The sequence below is a fragment of the Nocardia acididurans genome, from assembly GCF_016741815.1.
Classification (GTDB): Bacteria; Actinomycetota; Actinomycetes; order Mycobacteriales; family Mycobacteriaceae; genus Nocardia; species Nocardia acididurans.
Genome location: NZ_JAERRJ010000001.1, coordinates 689,027 through 704,924, shown reverse-complemented (window position 1 = coordinate 704,924; position 15,898 = coordinate 689,027). Strand labels below are relative to the sequence as shown.

Annotated in this window: 16 protein-coding genes; 10 read left to right on the top strand and 6 right to left on the bottom strand. The window is 68.3% G+C overall.

The window, feature by feature from the left end; all coding sequences use genetic code 11:
• The first annotated feature begins 231 nt into the window (after positions 1-231).
• On the top strand, positions 232-942 hold the full coding sequence (locus JK358_RS03180; protein WP_201943295.1) for a DUF8020 domain-containing protein: 711 nt from the start codon (positions 232-234) through the stop codon (positions 940-942).
• A 73-nt stretch (positions 943-1,015) separates the two neighbouring features.
• On the opposite strand, the gene JK358_RS03175 is transcribed toward JK358_RS03180, so the two are convergent.
• Positions 1,016-2,170, bottom strand: a complete 1,155-nt coding sequence (locus JK358_RS03175; RefSeq protein ID WP_232850589.1) for an alpha/beta hydrolase — start codon at positions 2,168-2,170, stop codon at positions 1,016-1,018.
• Positions 2,171-2,415: 245 nt separating this feature from the next.
• On the opposite strand from JK358_RS03175, the gene rfbA reads away from it, so the two are divergent.
• From rfbA to JK358_RS03160, 3 genes are read left to right on the top strand one after another with little or no spacing between them, the layout of a single operon-like run.
• Positions 2,416-3,291: a glucose-1-phosphate thymidylyltransferase RfbA gene (gene rfbA, locus JK358_RS03170; RefSeq protein WP_201943293.1), complete on the top strand. Its 876-nt coding sequence runs from the start codon at positions 2,416-2,418 to the stop codon at positions 3,289-3,291.
• A 5-nt stretch (positions 3,292-3,296) separates the two neighbouring features.
• Positions 3,297-3,851 carry a dTDP-4-dehydrorhamnose 3,5-epimerase family protein gene (locus JK358_RS03165; RefSeq protein ID WP_201943292.1) on the top strand — a complete coding sequence of 185 codons (555 nt, stop codon included), beginning with the start codon at positions 3,297-3,299 and terminating at the stop codon, positions 3,849-3,851.
• A 36-nt stretch (positions 3,852-3,887) separates the two neighbouring features.
• Entirely contained in the window at positions 3,888-4,364 is a 477-nt protein-coding gene (locus tag JK358_RS03160) for a cupin domain-containing protein (RefSeq protein ID WP_201943289.1), read from the top strand.
• Positions 4,365-4,470: 106 nt separating this feature from the next.
• Here JK358_RS03160 and JK358_RS03155 read toward each other — a convergent pair whose 3' ends face one another.
• Positions 4,471-5,973: an MFS transporter gene (locus JK358_RS03155; protein ID WP_372440592.1), complete on the bottom strand. Its 1,503-nt coding sequence runs from the start codon at positions 5,971-5,973 to the stop codon at positions 4,471-4,473.
• Positions 5,974-6,032: 59 nt separating this feature from the next.
• Here JK358_RS03155 and JK358_RS03150 point away from each other — a divergent pair, with 59 nt between their 5' ends.
• A complete protein-coding gene (locus tag JK358_RS03150; protein WP_201943287.1) occupies positions 6,033-6,446 on the top strand; it encodes a MarR family transcriptional regulator in 414 nt (137 codons plus the stop codon).
• A gap of 51 nt (positions 6,447-6,497) precedes the next feature.
• On the opposite strand, the gene JK358_RS03145 is transcribed toward JK358_RS03150, so the two are convergent.
• Together JK358_RS03145 and JK358_RS03140 are read right to left on the bottom strand one after the other, a co-directional pair.
• Positions 6,498-7,370, bottom strand: a complete 873-nt coding sequence (locus tag JK358_RS03145) for a helix-turn-helix domain-containing protein (RefSeq protein ID WP_201943285.1) — start codon at positions 7,368-7,370, stop codon at positions 6,498-6,500.
• A 105-nt stretch (positions 7,371-7,475) separates the two neighbouring features.
• Positions 7,476-8,057 (bottom strand): DUF4282 domain-containing protein, encoded by a 582-nt coding sequence (locus tag JK358_RS03140; RefSeq protein ID WP_201943283.1) that lies wholly within the window; start codon positions 8,055-8,057, stop codon positions 7,476-7,478.
• Between the two features lie 353 nt (positions 8,058-8,410).
• Here JK358_RS03140 and JK358_RS03135 point away from each other — a divergent pair, with 353 nt between their 5' ends.
• Complete coding sequence (locus JK358_RS03135; RefSeq protein ID WP_307817259.1) at positions 8,411-8,884, top strand: PHP domain-containing protein; 474 nt, start codon at positions 8,411-8,413, stop codon at positions 8,882-8,884.
• A 135-nt stretch (positions 8,885-9,019) separates the two neighbouring features.
• Here JK358_RS03135 and JK358_RS03130 read toward each other — a convergent pair whose 3' ends face one another.
• On the bottom strand, positions 9,020-9,454 hold the full coding sequence (locus tag JK358_RS03130) for a helix-turn-helix domain-containing protein (protein ID WP_201943278.1): 435 nt from the start codon (positions 9,452-9,454) through the stop codon (positions 9,020-9,022).
• A gap of 203 nt (positions 9,455-9,657) precedes the next feature.
• Between JK358_RS03130 and JK358_RS03125 the strand changes: the two genes are divergently transcribed.
• The 4 genes from JK358_RS03125 (at position 9,658) to JK358_RS03110 (ending at position 15,411) form a co-directional block, all read left to right on the top strand.
• The gene (locus JK358_RS03125) at positions 9,658-11,841 is read left to right on the top strand and encodes a molybdopterin-dependent oxidoreductase (RefSeq protein ID WP_201943276.1); all 2,184 of its coding nucleotides are present in this window, start codon (positions 9,658-9,660) and stop codon (positions 11,839-11,841) included.
• A gap of 13 nt (positions 11,842-11,854) precedes the next feature.
• Positions 11,855-13,966: an adenylate/guanylate cyclase domain-containing protein gene (locus JK358_RS03120; RefSeq protein WP_201943274.1), complete on the top strand. Its 2,112-nt coding sequence runs from the start codon at positions 11,855-11,857 to the stop codon at positions 13,964-13,966.
• A 25-nt stretch (positions 13,967-13,991) separates the two neighbouring features.
• Positions 13,992-14,651 (top strand): Crp/Fnr family transcriptional regulator, encoded by a 660-nt coding sequence (locus JK358_RS03115; RefSeq protein ID WP_201943273.1) that lies wholly within the window; start codon positions 13,992-13,994, stop codon positions 14,649-14,651.
• A 139-nt stretch (positions 14,652-14,790) separates the two neighbouring features.
• Positions 14,791-15,411, top strand: coding sequence for a pyridoxamine 5'-phosphate oxidase family protein (locus JK358_RS03110; protein WP_201943272.1), 621 nt, complete (start codon positions 14,791-14,793; stop codon positions 15,409-15,411).
• Here JK358_RS03110 and JK358_RS03105 read toward each other — a convergent pair.
• Entirely contained in the window at positions 15,408-15,875 is a 468-nt protein-coding gene (locus tag JK358_RS03105; protein WP_307817258.1) for a GtrA family protein, read from the bottom strand. The two genes, JK358_RS03110 and JK358_RS03105, sit on opposite strands and share 4 nt — an antisense overlap.
• Between the last annotated feature and the right edge of the window lie 23 nt (positions 15,876-15,898).

Genomic DNA, 15,898 nt, shown 5'->3' with positions numbered 1-15,898 from the left:
ACGAGAACATTGTGACCTTCATCACAAAGATGCCGCTCGGTGACAAACATCGGGCCCGTCGGCAACCCTGAAAACCGTACGCACGCAGTGCATTTCCAAAACCTGGCGAACCCCGCGATCGTAGCGGTGAACAGAATTTGAACGAACGGTCACGATGGGTTCACCGCTCGTTAGCTGTCCTCGATTTCGATTCCTCGTGTCCCCCCGAGCTCTTCGATGAGGTTTCACCAAATGCTGATGAGGAAATTCGCCGCGACTTCGGCACTGCTGATCGCTGCCATGGGCATCACCGCCGGCACCGTCAACGCGGAGCCGGCCGCCGCGCCCGCCGACTCCGGCGTGATCAACTACTCCGCCACCGCCACCGAGACCCAGACCATCATCCGCACGGATGCCGGTTCCATGGTTGTCGAAGACGGTGTCTTCAAGGTCAAGGCCGCCAACGGCACCACGGTCGCGGGCACCGAGCTGAAGTTCCGTGTGGACGATTTCGAGTTCCCGATCGCCGCGGACATCGCCGGAAACACCGCCACCCTGACCCCCGAGTTCAGCGTGGAGAAGGCCGTCTACAAGCCGGTCGCACTGCCCTACGAGGACCAGGCTCCCTGGAAGAACGACTACGAGCGTGAGCAGGCTGCCTTCAACCGACTGAAGGACACCATCGGCATGGGCGCCACCATCGGCACCCTGGTCGGCGGTCTGGCCGGCGCCGGTATCGGCTGCATCATCGGCGGCGTCGTCCTGGCCGGTCTGACCGGTGCGCTGTCGGCGATGTTCGGCGCGCTGCCCGGCGCGGTCGTCGGCTGCATCGCCGGTATGGCCGCAATCGGCTTCCTGGGCACCCTGATCGGTCAGATCTTCATCACCGCTCCGGTCGCCATCCTGGCCGCCGTGCAGTACTTCACCACCGTCAACTCCGGCATGACCCCCGGCAAGAAGTAATTCTCGCGGCACCAGCCGACAGAACCCCCGCCCGGACCACCCGGGCGGGGGTTCTCGCGTTCCGGCGCAATGCTTACGCGGTGCGCGCCTCCTCCGCGACCTCGATGCACCCGCGCACGAACTGCGCCACGTGCGCGAGCGCCGCCCGGCTCTCCGGCATGCTCGGGAAGATGGCCATGAACGCGTGCACCTGCCCGCGCCAGATCTCCAGCGTCGCAGGCACTCCCGAGGCGGCCAGCCGCTGCGCCATGATCTCGCTGTCGCGCCGCAGCACCTCGTCCTCGGCGATGATGAGCAGTGTCGGCGGCAGCCCGACCAGCGCGGCGTTCACCGGTGACATTCCCGGATCCAGGCGGCCGTCGCGCTCCGCGCCGAGCTTCACCACGGATTCCAAGGCGGACAACGGGATCAGCGCGTCCCGGTGGTAGTTGGGATGCGCGCGCTTCTCGGCGCAGTCCAGGTCCAGAGCCGGGCACAGGCCGACGAGTCCGGCGGGCACCGGCAGTCCGGCGTCGCGGGCGCGCAGGGCCGTCGCGAAAGTCATGTAGCCACCGGCGGAGTCACCCGCGAACACGATGCGGGACGCGTCGACGCCGTGCTGCAGCAGCCACCGGTAGGCGGTGAGGCAGTCGTCGACGCCGCCCGCGATATCGGTTTCGGGCAGCTGCCGGTATTCGACGCTCACCACCGGCAGGCCGGTGCGCCGGGCGATGGCGGCCACGACCGGCCGGTGCGTGTCCAGGCCGCAGAGGAAGAACCCGCCGCCGTGCATGTACATGACCGCGCCGTCGCGCAGTGCGCGGCGGGCTCCGGCGGGGCGCACGATCTCCATGCGGAAGCCGTTGAGCTGCACCTGTTCCCGTTCCACGCCCTGCGGGCCGGGACGCAGTTTGGCCAGGTTGTTGATGACCGGTCCGGCGATGGCCATGGAGATGGCGTTGACGGGCACCAGTTCGCCCATGGGCCGGATCATGGTGCGGCAGGCCATCGCGAGGGCGCGGGCGTAGGCGCTGATGCCGTGCGGGTTGGCCACCGGGTGGTCGTCGGCGATCTGTGGCGCGAGGCGATAGGCGCTCGCCGCGGCGCCGCCCGGTGCGGCCGGAATGACCTGGGCGCGCAGCCGGGTTTCGCCGCCGACCGCGCGCAGCCCGTCGCGCCGGGCCGGATCGCCGTGGGACATTGCCGAATTGCCGTGGGCCGCCGCGGGGTTTCCGTGGTCCATAGCCATCGCGCACCTACCTCATTGTTGGCGCGCCGAGCCGTTCGTCCGGGGACGAGCTGCTGGCTCGGCACCCGGCGCGCGAGAGTCGGCGCTGACATCTCACATAGTGTTGTTTCAGAACACCACGAGAACGTGACCTACGCAACACTTTCTGCCCGCCGGTATCGAGCGGTAAACGGCTGTAATCGATTCGCCGTCCAGTCGGCACCTGGCCGCGCCCGCCCGCGACCGAACTGGCAGACTGCTGTGACATGCGCGGAATCATCCTGGCCGGCGGCACTGGGTCGCGTTTGCACCCGATCACGCGCGGGGTGAGCAAACAGCTGGTCCCGGTCTACGACAAGCCGATGGTGTACTACCCCCTGTCGACCCTCATGCTGGCCGGCATCCGGGACATCCTGGTCATCACCACCCCCGAGGACTCCGACGCCTTCACGCGGCTGCTCGGCGACGGTTCGCAGTTCGGGCTCAACCTGAGCTACGTGGTGCAGCCCGAACCCGACGGCCTGGCACGGGCGTTCGTGCTCGGCGCGGACCACATCGGCACCGACCGCGCGGCACTCGTGCTGGGCGACAACATCTTCCACGGCCGCGGTCTCGGCACCAGCCTGAACCGCTTCGAGAAACTGGACGGCGGCGCGGTCTTCGCCTACCGGGTGTCGGACCCGACCGCCTACGGCGTGGTCGAATTCGCCGACGGCAAGGCCATTTCCATCGAGGAGAAGCCGAAGGTCCCGCGCTCCAACTACGCGATCCCGGGCCTGTACTTCTACGACAACGACGTCGTCGAGATCGCCCGCGACCTGAAACCGTCCGCGCGCGGCGAATACGAGATCACCGATATCAACCGGGCATATCTGGAGCAGAACCGGTTGAGCGTGGAGGTCCTCGCCCGCGGCACCGCCTGGCTGGACACCGGCACCTTCGACTCCCTGCTGGACGCCGCCAACTACGTCCGCACCATCGAGGAACGCCAGGGCCTCAAGATCGGCGTGCCGGAGGAGGTGGCCTGGCGGCAGCGCTTCATCGACGACGATCAGCTGCGCGCACTGGCCGAACCGCTGGTGCGCTCCGGCTACGGCAAATATCTGCTCGAATTGCTCGAGCACGGGCGGACCTGGGAGTAGTGAGCATGCGAATTCGCGAACTGGCCGTACCGGGGGCGTGGGAGTTCACCCCGCGCCTGCACGGCGACGACCGCGGCGTCTTCTACGAGTCGTTCAAGGCGTCGGAGTTCGAGAAGGCCGTGGGGCGGCCGTTCGACCTGCTGCAGGTCAATATCTCCACCTCGGCGGCGGGCGTGCTGCGCGGCATCCACTACACCGAGACCCCGCCCGGTCAGGCCAAATACGTGACCTGCGTGCGCGGTTCGTTCCTGGACGTGGTGGTGGACCTGCGCCGCGACTCGCCCACCTTCGGGACGTGGGACGCGGTGATCATCGACGATGTGGAGCGCAAGTCGGTCTTCCTGGCCGAGGGGCTGGGCCACGCGCTGCTGTCGCTGGAGGACAACTCCACGGTCAACTACCTGTGCTCGCTGGAGTACTCGCCCGAATTCGACCGGGATCTGGACGCTTTCGACCCCGAGATCGGCATCGAATGGCCGACCGTCGGGCGCAACGGCGAACCGCTGACCTTCGTCCGCTCGGACAAAGATGCCGCCGCGCCGCGCCTGGCCGACCTGTAGACCTGCGGATACGGTCGCGGTTCCTACACTCTCGGTATGGCAGCCAAGCGAGCTCGTCCGCCGGAATCGCTGGGAATCGACGTCATGGGCCGGATACCGGGCCTCGGGACGACGGTCATCGGCCCGGACGAGGCCGAGTGGCGGCCCGCGCCGGGTGCGCCGCCGCGGTCCTTCGAGATGGCTCCGCTGGTCGGTTCGTATCTGCGGCCGGAGTTCTACGCCTGCTACGCCCGCTGGTATCCGGGCTGGATGAGCGCGCCGCACACCTACGAGGTGGATCGGTTCGCGGTCACGGTGTCCGGGATCTGGACGGTGGGCGCGGGGCCGGAAATCGATCTCGCCCAGGCGATTCCGATGCGGCCGGGTGAGTTCTCGATGCGCCGGGCCGGGACCGCGCACTACGACGGCGCGCTGCCCGAGGCCACCGAACCCGCGGTGTTCGTGCTGTTCGGGCAGGGTCCGGCCGTGCCCGCGCTGGTGGGTACGAGCGATTCGATCTACGTGAATCTCTGAACAGCGTCGGGGCGCACCGCCCAACACGGTGCGCCCCAACGCTTTTCCCGAGAACCTCCGCGCCGGGCAAGGATGAGGGAGCGAGCCCGGCGCGAAGGGTGTGGCATCAACCGACCAGTTCGACCTCCGCCTCGCGCTCAGCGGCGCGGCGGGCGCGCAGGTTCGGCAGGAAGACCGTCAGCGCGACCAGGGCGCCCACGATGGCGACGCCGGCGGCGAACTCCAGGCCCGGACGGTAGGTGTCCAGCATGGCCTGCGGGCTCTTGTCGGTGTGCGCGCCGGAGGTGACGATGGCGGTGGTCACCGCGAGCACGATGGCCGCGCCGACCTGCATGGCGGTCTGCAGCACACCGGCGGCGAGACCCTGCTCGTCGTCGTCGATACCGCTGGTGGCCTGAATGTTGATGGCGGGGAAGCCGACCCAGCCGATGCCGACCAGCAGCACGGCGGGCAGCAGCACGGTCAGGTAGTTCGGGTCGGTGTCGATGCGCAGGTACAGCAGGTAGCCGATACCCATGACCACCATGGTGACCGCGATGATCGGACCGGTGCCGAAGCGGTCGACCAGCTTGTCGGAGACGAAGGCCGAGGCGACCACCAGCAGACCCACCGGCAGCAGCGCCAGGGCCAGCTTCAGCGGGGACCAGCCGAGGGTGTCCTGCAGGTACAGGGTGGTGATGAACTGCCAGCTGAAGTACGAGCCGCCGACCGCGATGATGGCCAGGCTGGCGCGAACGAGCGTGCCCTTCTTCAGGATTCCGAGGCGGATGAGCGGGTAGCGCACGCGCTTCTCGACCGCGACGAAGGCCGCGAACAGGATGACGACCGCCGCGAACGAGCCGAGGGTGCGGAACGAGGTCCAGCCGACCTCGGGCGCGGTGACGACGGTGTAGACCAGCAGCAGCATGCCCGCGGTGGACAGCAGCGCGCCGAGCAGGTCGTGCCCGCCCTCCTCGACGTGCTTGTCCTTGGGCACCAGGTAGAACGCCGCGATCAGGGCGGCCAGCGCGATCGGGACGGGCAGCAGGAAGGTCCAGCGCCAGCCGAGACCGGTCATGAGTCCGCCGAAGAGCAGGCCCATGGAGTAGCCGCCCGCGCCGAACACGGTGTAGATGGACAGCGCCTTGTTGCGCGCCGGTCCCTCGGGGAAGTTGGTGGTGATGATGGACAGGCCGGTGGGCGCGGTGAACGCGGCGGCCAGGCCCTTGATGAAGCGGGTCAGGATGAGCAGCGGCCCGGAGCTGACCAGTGCGCCCGCCAGCGAGGCGAGGGCGAAGACGGCGAGGGCGATGAGGAAGACCTTGCGTCGGCCCAGCAGGTCGGCGGTGCGTCCGCCCAGCAGCAGCAGGCCGCCGTAGCCGAGGACGTAACCGCTGACCAGCCACTGCAGCGTGGAGGTCTCCAGGTCGAGTTCGGAACCGATGGACGGGAGCGCGACGCCGATCATGGAGACGTCGAGGCCGTCGAGGAACAGCACGATGCAGAGCGTGATGAGCATGCCCCACAGCCGGATCGGCCACTGGGACGAATCGTCCAGGGCGGCAGGGCCCTTGGCGGGCCGGAGGGTCTCGGTGGAAGTCACGAGATCGGACAGTACATGCACACGCATCAAATGCACAAGCATTAAATGCGTTTGCATGAATTGACTCGGAGGACTAGGATCTGGTCATGCCGAAGCCGACAGCGCCTGTCGAGCAGCCGACGGACCCGCGCACGGGTGCCACCGGGCTGGTCGCCGAATGGCGCGACCTGCTGGCCCGGCACGCGACGACCTCCTGCGCTCTGGAAAAGGAACTGCAGGGCCGTCACCAACTCGGGCTCAGCGAATTCGAAACTCTCGACCGTCTCATCGACGCCGGATGCGCGAACTACAAGATGAGCGACCTCGCCCACGACATCCACCTCAGTCAGAGCGCGCTCTCGCGCGCCGTGGCCAGGCTGGAGCGGGACGGGCTCGTCAGCCGCACCCTCTGTACCGAGGATCGGCGCGCCATCTTCGTCTGCCTGACGGACAAGGGACGGGAACTGCACAGCGAGGCCGCGCCGACGCATCGCGCGGTACTGGAGCAGATACTGCACTGAAACATCGGGGCCGCAGCGCGAATACGCTGCGGCCCCGATGTTTTCGGAGACTCAGATCGAGTCGCGAATGGTCTCGATCGTGGGTTGCGCGTCGACGGCCAGTTTGGTGGCCGCGGTGAACGCGTCCCGGTAGCGCTCGACGTCGTGATCCTTGTCGAGATAGGCCGCGCCCGTGAGCGATTCCACGTACACCACCGGCGGCTCGGTGGGATCGCCCGCGGCGGACGGGAATTCGAGCAGCACGAACCGACCGGCATCCATGGCATGGTGATACCCGCACTCCGCGGGCACCACGCGCAGCCGCACATTGGGCAGGTCGGCGAGCTTGCGCAGCCGGTCCAACTGGCCGGTGGTGACGTCCTCACCGCCGATGCGATGCCACAGCACCGCCTCGGAGATGACCACGTCCAGTTGCAGCGGGTTCTCCGCGCGCGTGATGAGCCCCTGCCGCGCCGTGCGCACCCGCACCCGGCGATCCATCTGCTCCGGCGAGATGCCGGGATAGGCGTCCGCCAGCACCGCGCGCATATACGCCTCGGTCTGCAGCAGGCCCGGGACCAGCTCGTTCTCGTAGGTGGTGAGTTTGGCGGCCGCCTCCTCGAGCCCGATGTAGACCTCGTAGCCCTCGTCGATGACGTCGCTGAACTCGGTCCACCAGCCGCGCGCCTTGGTTTCCCTGGCCAGGGCGGTGAGCGGTTCGATGGCGTCCTCGGGCGCACCGTAGATCCGGCACATCGCCTCGACGTCCAGGCTGCGCAACGAGGTCTGACCGGTCTCGATACGCCAGATCTTGGCCTCGGACCATTCCAGTCGCTGCGCCGCCACCCGGGTCGTCATCCGTGCGCGATTACGCAGATCGCGCAGGTGACGGCCGAGTTGTCGGCGCGGCATGGTGGACCCGGTAATCCCCTGCGGTAAAGCCATCAATCCCCCTTGTGTGTGTGCGATTCGGATTGTTGCACAACAGGGTTCGTGATTCTACGAACGCGCGCGCCGGACCGGCGTATATGATCTTCGTCTGCGCCGCCGTCACTTTCGCGACGGCCGCCTGCGGTAGCGCCAAAACTGCACGGAGCGAACGTCTTCCGACAGCTGACTGACAGGCTCCGCCACATCCGAGAGCGCCTGGAAAAGATCGTCGCCCATTTCCGAGATGTGCTCCACCCGGGTGGCCAGGCGTGAGGCGTTGAGCACGAATTCCAGCAGCAGGCGCACGGTGGCCGCGATCGTCAGACCCAGCGGGACGGCCAGCAGCACCGCGAACAGCACCGCCAGCACCCCGGACAGCCGCCAGAGCAGCACGGTGATCGAGATCGGCACCGCGACCGCGGCCACCAGTCCCAGCACGTAGGTGAGCGGCAGCAGGGTACGGGTGGCGGTGCGCTGGAACTGCACATCCAGCAGCGCTCGCGTGGCGTCCTTCGCCCAGGAGCCGAAAGCGCTTGGGCTGGCGAAGGGTTCGACCGTCTGTTCCTCGACCGCGGCCTCCTCGGCGGCGCGGCGGGACATGCGCCGGGTCGCGGCGTCCTTGAAGGCGGCCCAGCGTCCTTCGGCCTCGTACTCCGCCAACTCCTCGAGTTCGGCTGCACCGCTTCCCGATTGATCGGCCATGGCGACGATCTCCTCTCCCCGCAGACCTTTTCGGCCATGCGCAGTCTCACCGCTCATGGACCGTCCGGGACAGAGGTCCGGGGTGTGTTCTAGGACACTTCCCCGGATTCGCGTTACGAACCGCCACCCCCGGCGCGATAGCTCTCGTGACGGCGTTGTCGCAGGCAGAACCGCCCGACACTTCAGCGTCTCAGAAACGTCACCGTCACTTGGGGGACAGCTCCAATGACAAGCGGTCTGTTTTGTCGAGTAGAACAGATAACGCGGGAAAAAGAACCTGTAACGGATCAGACGTCCGGTTCCGATACCCCGCACAGAGCAGGATCTAGATCTACCGGGGAATGGAGAAACCAGTGCGTACGACGTTTTCGTCTTCCGTCAGCTCGGCTGCGCAGGAGTACCAGCAGCGAGGATGGACGGTCGCCGAAACCGCCAATGGCGTCTGCCTGATCACCGACGACGAGATCGCGGGCATCGAGGTCACCGGCGAGACCGCCGCGTTCGTGCGCCGCTTCCTCCGCGCGAACGGCATGACCGGTCCGGTTATCGAGATCCCGGGCGCCGAGCGTCGTGAAATCCACATCGTCACCGGCGTCCGCAAGGCCGCCATGGCCATCGAGGCGCTGCGCGCCGCCGGCGCGGTCGTCTACACCGACGGCGCGGGCATCCCGCTGCCGCCGAGCCGCATGGCCGCCGGTCCGGCCGGGCAGTGCAACTGGGGCGTCGCGCCCTCCGAGGCGCGCTGGGTGCCGCCGGTCGTGGCGCTGGGCGCCGCTGTCCGTGCCGCCGCCAAGGGCGTGCCGCAGCGGGCGCGCATGGCTTCCTGACTGCTCGGTCCCGAATACCTCGAAACCCGCGAGCGCTCCCCGGCGCTCGCGGGTTTTCGACGTATGCGCAAGAAACGTTGCAAAATAATCGCCACCGGGCATGGAGCCCGGTGGCGATCGGTTTTCCGGGCCGTGTCAGGCCACCCGCAGCGAGCGTGGATTGCGGTGCGGGACAGCCGCTCTGGGACCACCGCTGTGGCCGGTGGGACGCAGCGGTGCGGCCACCCGGCTGCCGAGCACCAGGGCTCGGGCCGCGCGGCGGTTGGTCACGCCGAGTTTCCGCAGAACGGCGGAGACGTGATGGTCCACCGTGCGCACCGAGACGACCAGGTATTCGGCTATCTCGGCATTGGTGAGCCCGGCGCAGAGCAGGTCGAGGACATCGCGCTGCCTGCCGGTGAGATTGTGGGGGTTGGCCGTAGGGGTGGGTGGGGGCGCGTCTCCCACGCGGATGAAGAGGCCGGGCTCGCCGCCGATCGTCAGGGCGACCACCGATCCGGTGCCCGCCGCGACGTCCTGCCAGGCTCCGCGCAGTGCGTCCAGTGCTTGTGTTCGCTCCAAAAACCGCATGTCACAAGCCTGCTCGCGCGCGGGTTCACCGTCTGTCCGCACCGGAACACCAGTTGTGTCGGGGAGCCGACACAACGCTGTTAACGGATTCGGCGTGCGGCGGATCGTGGCCGGATCCGTATCCGGCCGTGGCCGACAAGCGACGTGACGCGGCGATTATCCGTTGCTGTTTCGCCTTTCCGCGTCCCGGGCGATGATGAGGTATGACCCCCGTCACGGACAGCAGCCGCACCGTGCTGCGCACCTGCCCGCTCTGCGAGGCGGTGTGCGGACTCGAGCTCACCCTGGACAGCGCCGATCACATCACTTCCATACGAGGGGATCAGGCAGATCCGTTCAGTCGCGGATTCCTCTGCCCCAAGGGGGCCACGCTCGGACATCTGGACGAGGATCCGGACCGGCTCACCGCGCCCATGGTGCGGGACCGGGCCACCGGCGCCTGGCGGGCGGTGAGCTGGGATGAGGCATTCGGGATCATCCGCGAGCGGCTACCGCAGATCACCGCCGCGCACGGAAACCAGGCCGTGGGGCTGTATCTGGGAAATCCCAACGCGCACACCGTCGCCGGGGCGCTGTACGCGCCGCTGCTCATCCGCGCGCTGGCCACCCGCAACCTCTACTCCGCCAGCACCGCCGACCAGATGCCCAAGCAGGTGTCGAGCGGGCTCATGTTCGGCGATCCGCTCACCGTGCCGGTGCCGGACCTGGATCGCACCGACTATCTGCTGATGCTCGGGGCGAATCCGCTGGAATCCAATGGATCACTGTGCACCGCACCGGATTTCCCCGGACGGCTGAAGGCGTTGAAGCAGCGCGGCGGACGGTTCGTGGTGGTGGACCCCCGGCGCACCCGCACCGCGAAACTGGCGGACGAGCATCTGTTCATCCGGCCCGGCAGTGACGCCTACCTGCTGTTCGGAATCGTGCACACCTTGTTCGCGGAGAACCTCGCGACGGTGCGGGTCGAGGTCGAGGGACTCGACGAAGTGCGCGCGGCCGCAGCGGAATTCGCGCCCGAGAAGGTGGCGGCGCGCACGGGGGTGGACGCGGACACGGTCGTCCGGCTGGCCCGGGAGCTGGCCGCCGCGCCCACCGCCGCCGTCTACGCGCGCATCGGCACCTGCACCGCGGAGTTCGGGACGCTCACACAGTGGCTGGTGGATGTGATCAATGTGCTCACCGGCAATCTCGACTCTCCCGGCGGCGCCATGTTCGCGAACGGCGCGGCGCTGGGGATCGTGCGCAGCCGGCCCTTCCGCACCGGACGCTGGAACAGCCGGGTGCGCGGATTGCCCGAGGCCATGGGCGAATTCCCGGTCGCGACCCTCGCCGACGAGATCAGCACGCCGGGCGAGGGACAGATCCGGGCCATGGTGACGGTGGCGGGCAATCCCGTGCTCTCCGCGCCCGGCAGCGCGCGGCTCGACGCGGCCTTCGCCGGGCTGGAATTCATGGTCAGCGTGGACCGCTATCTGAACGAGACCACCCGGCACGCGGACGTGATCCTGCCGCCGCCGCGCATCGTGCAGGCCCCGCACTACGACTTCGCGCTGCTCAACTTCGCCGTGCACAACTACGCGCGGTACTCGCGCCCGGCGGTGCCGCTCGGCGAGCAGATCTCCGAGGCGGAGGTGCTGGCCCGGCTCGCCCTCGCGGTGAGCGGTCAGGAGCCGGCACCCGGACTGGATCCGCTCACCGTCGTGGACGAGATCGTCATCGCGGGAACGCTGCACAAGGCCGGAATGGCCGACCGGCGTGATCAACTGCTCGGCGAGAACACCACCGAACAGCGCATCGACCTGATGCTGAAACTCGGGCCGTACGGGGAGTGGACCGGCGGTCAGCTGAATCTGCAAGTGCTGCTGGACAATCCGCACGGTATCGACCTCGGTCCGCTACAGCCCCGGCTACCCGGTGCGCTGCGCACCGCGTCGAAGCGGGTGGAGCTCGCGCCCGCACAGCTGCTGGAGGATGTCGCGCGGCTGCGGGATCGACTGCGGGACAGTGCACCCGAGATGGTGCTGGTCGGGCGGCGGCAGCTGCGGTCCAACAACAGCTGGCTGCACAATGTGGCCCCGCTGGTGGGCGGATCGAACCGGTGCACGCTGCATATCCACCCGGATGACCTGGCCCGCTTCGGAATCGACGGGGAGGTGGTGGTCAAATCCGCCGCGGGCACGCTGACCGTGCCGGTGGAGGCGACCGAGGACATCATGCCCGGCGTGGTGAGCCTGCCGCACGGCTGGGGCCACGGTGACAGCGCGCAGACCGTGGCACGCGCGCACGCGGGTGTGAACGCCAATGTGCTGACCGATGATTCGCTCGTGGACGCGCCGTCCGGGAATGCCGTGTTCAACGGCGTGCCGGTGACGCTCACGCCCGCTTGAACCTGGTGAGGGTATGTCGGCTATCCGAATAGCGGTGTGGGCGGTGCATGTCGCGCTGCCCGCGGCCGGGCTGCTGGTGCTGGTCCGGAACCCGCACCTGGACCACGAATACATGCATCAGGGCGTGCATTTCTGGCTGATCCTGGGTGCGGCGGTGCTGTCGCTCGCGCTGGGCGTGCTGCTGTTGCGGGCCGCCCGCGCGCACCGCGACATGCGATTGATCCTGGTCTCGCTGGTGTTCCAGTTGAACGCCGGATTCCTGGCCCTGCACGCGCTGGCCACCCCCGGAATCATCCTGCCCTCCGCCAATGTCGGATTCACCACGGCGGTGCCGGTCGGCATGGTGCTGGGCGGGTTCGCGGCGCTGGCCTCGGCGGTGGAGTACGCGCCCGACGCGCGCATCCACAGGTACACGGGAGTGCTCGCGGCGCTGCCGATCACGGTCATGTCGGTGTGGGCGCTGCTGTCGCTGACCCGGGTGCCGCCCTTCGATGCCGAGGCCGATCCGGCCGAGGTGCAGGGGCCGCTGGTGGCGGCGGTCTTCGTGGGCGCGGCCTGCTATCTGGTGGCGGCCGTGCGGTACGCGATCCTGTACCGGCGCAATCGCGGCATCGTGGTGCTGAGCGTGCTCACCGCCTTCCTGCTGCTGGCCGAGGCGCTGTTCGCGGTCGGTTTCGGGCGCAGCTGGAAGATCAGCTGGTGGGAGTGGCACGTGCTGTTGGGCGCTGCGTTCGCGCTCATCGCGATCAGCACCCACCGCACCTTCGTGCGGGAGGGTTCGGCGCGCGGCCTGTTCGACAGCGTGACCCTGCGCAGCACGGTCGCCGCCATGGAACGGGATTACGCCAACGCGCTCGAGGAGATGATGACCGCGCTCTCCCAGCGGGCCGCCGGTGGTGTGCCCGCCGACGAACCGCTCGGCGATGTGGGGCAGCGTCTTTCGCGCCGCTTCGGCCTGACCGAACGCCAGCTCGCGGTACTCCAGCAGAGCGCCCGCGCGCTCGGCAATGAGCGTGAACAGGTTCGCCGCCTCGGGGCGCTGGTCGCGGTGGGTGAGCGCGCCAGCGTGATTCGTGGTGAGCGCCAGCTGGTTTCGGAGATCCAGCGGCTGGCGGGCTCCGCCTTCGAACAGGACAGCGTCCGCATCGGCATGCTGGCGGGCGGCCGCCTGATCTTCGAGGACGGTGGCCCGCCCAACCCCAACGCGTACGCGTTTCCCCTGACGGTCAAGGGAATTCATACCGGCGTACTCGAGCTGACCCGCCCCGGCGCCGTAGCCATCGCGCCGCCCGCACCGGTCCGGCGCGGCTTCGGCTGGCGGCCGGTGACCGCCGCACCCGCTGCGCCGGAGCCGGTTTCGGTGCTGGCCGCGTACGGCGCGCACAACGGCGACAGCCTGGGTCCGGCCGAGCAGGCGGTGGCGCGGTCGTTCGCGGCGCAGACCTCGGTGGTGCTCGAGAACGCCCGGCTCTACCAGCAATTGGATGGGTTGTTCCGGTCGTACATGTCGCCGGCGGTGGCTACCGCGCTGCTCGCCGACCCCTCGCAGGCCGGCCTGGGCGGCGAGGTGCACGAGGTGAGCGTGCTGATGGCGGATCTGCGCGGGTACACGCCGTTCTCGGAGAAGGCGGGGCCGGTGCAGGTGATGCGGATGTTGAACACGTACTACGGGGCCATCGTGCCGGAGATTCTGGCGGAGGGCGGGACCGTGGTGCAGTTCGTCGGCGACGCGGTGATGGCGATCTTCAATGCGCCTGTGCGGCAGCATGATCACGCGGTGCGGGCGGCGCGGGCCGGGCTGGCGCTGCAGCGGGCCACGGCGGCGGTGCGGGAGCGGGCGGGGGCGCACGGGGTGGAGTGGCCGGCGTTCCGGGTGGGGGTGAACACCGGGCCCGCCATCGTGGGCAATGTGGGTGCGCGGGAGATGCGGAATTTCACCGCCATCGGGGATACGACGAATCTGGCGGCGCGGCTGGAGGGGCTGGCCGAGCCGGGGACCGTGGTGGTCGGTCCGCTGACGCGGGAACGGCTCGGCGCGGTGGCGGATACGGAATGCCTGGGTGATTTCGATATCAAGGGGAAGAGCCTGCCCGTGACGGTGTACCGACTGGTCGCGTTGCAGTGAGGCACGAGACCGGAGAGGTATCGGGGTGACGCAATTCGAACTGCTGGACGCGCTTTCACCGAACGAGCAGCGGGAGTTCATCGCCGCCTGCACGCCGCGGCGATTCCGCCGCCGCGACATCGTCTGCCACGAGGGTGATCCCGGGGACTGCCTGCACCTGATCACCGCGGGACGCCTGATCGTGCGGGTCACCACACCCCTGGGGCACACCGCGACCCTCACCATCCTCGGCCCCGGGGAGATGTTCGGCGAGCAGGCGCTGCTGAGCCCCGACGCCCGGCGCACCGCCACCATCGTCGCCGTCACCGACGCGGCCACGCTCACCCTGAACCGCGCCCAGCTGGAGCGCCTGCGCGCGGAACACCCTCAGGTGGAACGGTTTCTGACCACCTCACTGGCCGCGCAGGTGCGCCGTTTGTCGGCTTCGGTGCTGGAGGCGCTGTACCTGCCGGTGGAGACGCGGGTGCTGCGCAGGCTCACCCACCTGGCCCGCGTGTACGGCGACGAGAACGGGCGACCCGCCGAAATCCGGCTCACCCAGGAGGATTTGGCGTCCATGGCCGGGACCACCCGGGCCACCGCCAACAAGGTGCTGCGCGAACTGGAGGAGCTGGGCGTGGTGCGGTTGAGCCGCGGCGCGGTGACGGTGCTCGATCGCGGACTGCTGGCACGCAAAGCGCGGTGAGGGTCGCAGCATTCTTCCGGTTATGGGGCCGATCCCCGCATTCGGCACACGAAAATAGCCAAACCGTATAGGATTTCGGATGGCCGAAGTTCGTGGCCCAGCCTGTTCCATCCGGTTTTCAGCTACCAGAGGGGGCTCGATGCCCGGTATCAGAAACGGCAGCGATGGCGAGCGGGAACTCCAGCAGCGGTACAGCACCGAGGAACGAGCAAACCGGTTCTACGACGATCAGGTCCGGGATCGCTTGAACGAGCACATGATCGATTTCATCCGCCGCATGGATATGGCCTTCATCGCGACCTCCGACAAACACGGCGAATGCGATTCCAGTTTCCGTGCGGGCACCCCCGGCTTCCTGCACGTGGTCGACGACCGCACCGTCGCCTACCCCGAATACCGCGGCAACGGGGTCATGGCGAGCCTCGGCAATATGCTCGAGAACCCGCACATCGGCATCCTCATGATCGACTTCGTGCGCGATCTCATCGGCCTGCACATCAACGGCACCGCCCGCATCGTCGACGACGCCCTCATGCGCCGCTGCGTGGCCGACCTCCCCGCGCAGAACGAGCGCGGCCGCCACCCCGAACGCTGGGTCGTCGTCGACATCGAAGAGGCGTACATCCACTGCCGCAAGCACATCCCCCACCTGGTCCCCGCCGCCCGCGAGTCCCGCCAGTGGGGCACCGACAACGTCCGCGCCAAGGGCGGCGACTACTTCCACGCCAAGGCGGAGGCGCGCGCCCTCGTCGAGCACTAGTGAATCTTGAAGATCACCGCTCGCTGGACGATGAAGTTGATCACGGTCGCTGTGCCCTGCGCCACAACGAAAGCCAGCACCAGGCGCACGGATTCGGCCCAGTCGTCCGGGATGGCGTAGTAGCAGATCTGGTTGATGCCCACCTGCAGCGCGAAGGTGACCGCGTACAGGGCGATCACGGCGATGAAGCGCTTGCGGCTCGGCTCGGCCTGGAAGGTCCAGCGGCGGTTGATCAGGTAGGCGGTCGTCGTGCCCGCGATGAAGCTGATCGACTTCGCCACCGGCAGCGGGACGCCGAACACCTTGAACAGCAGGGTGTAGAGCCCCAGGTCGACGATGGCGGAGAAACCACCGGTGAGGATGAAGCGGATCATCTGCGTCTTGAGGTCGACATCCGTTCCGCCCGGCTCGTCCACCAGGGGCAGTTCGGGCGGGAGGGGCAGATGGGGTTCCGCGGCGGTCACAACGCACGAGAGTAATGCCACAT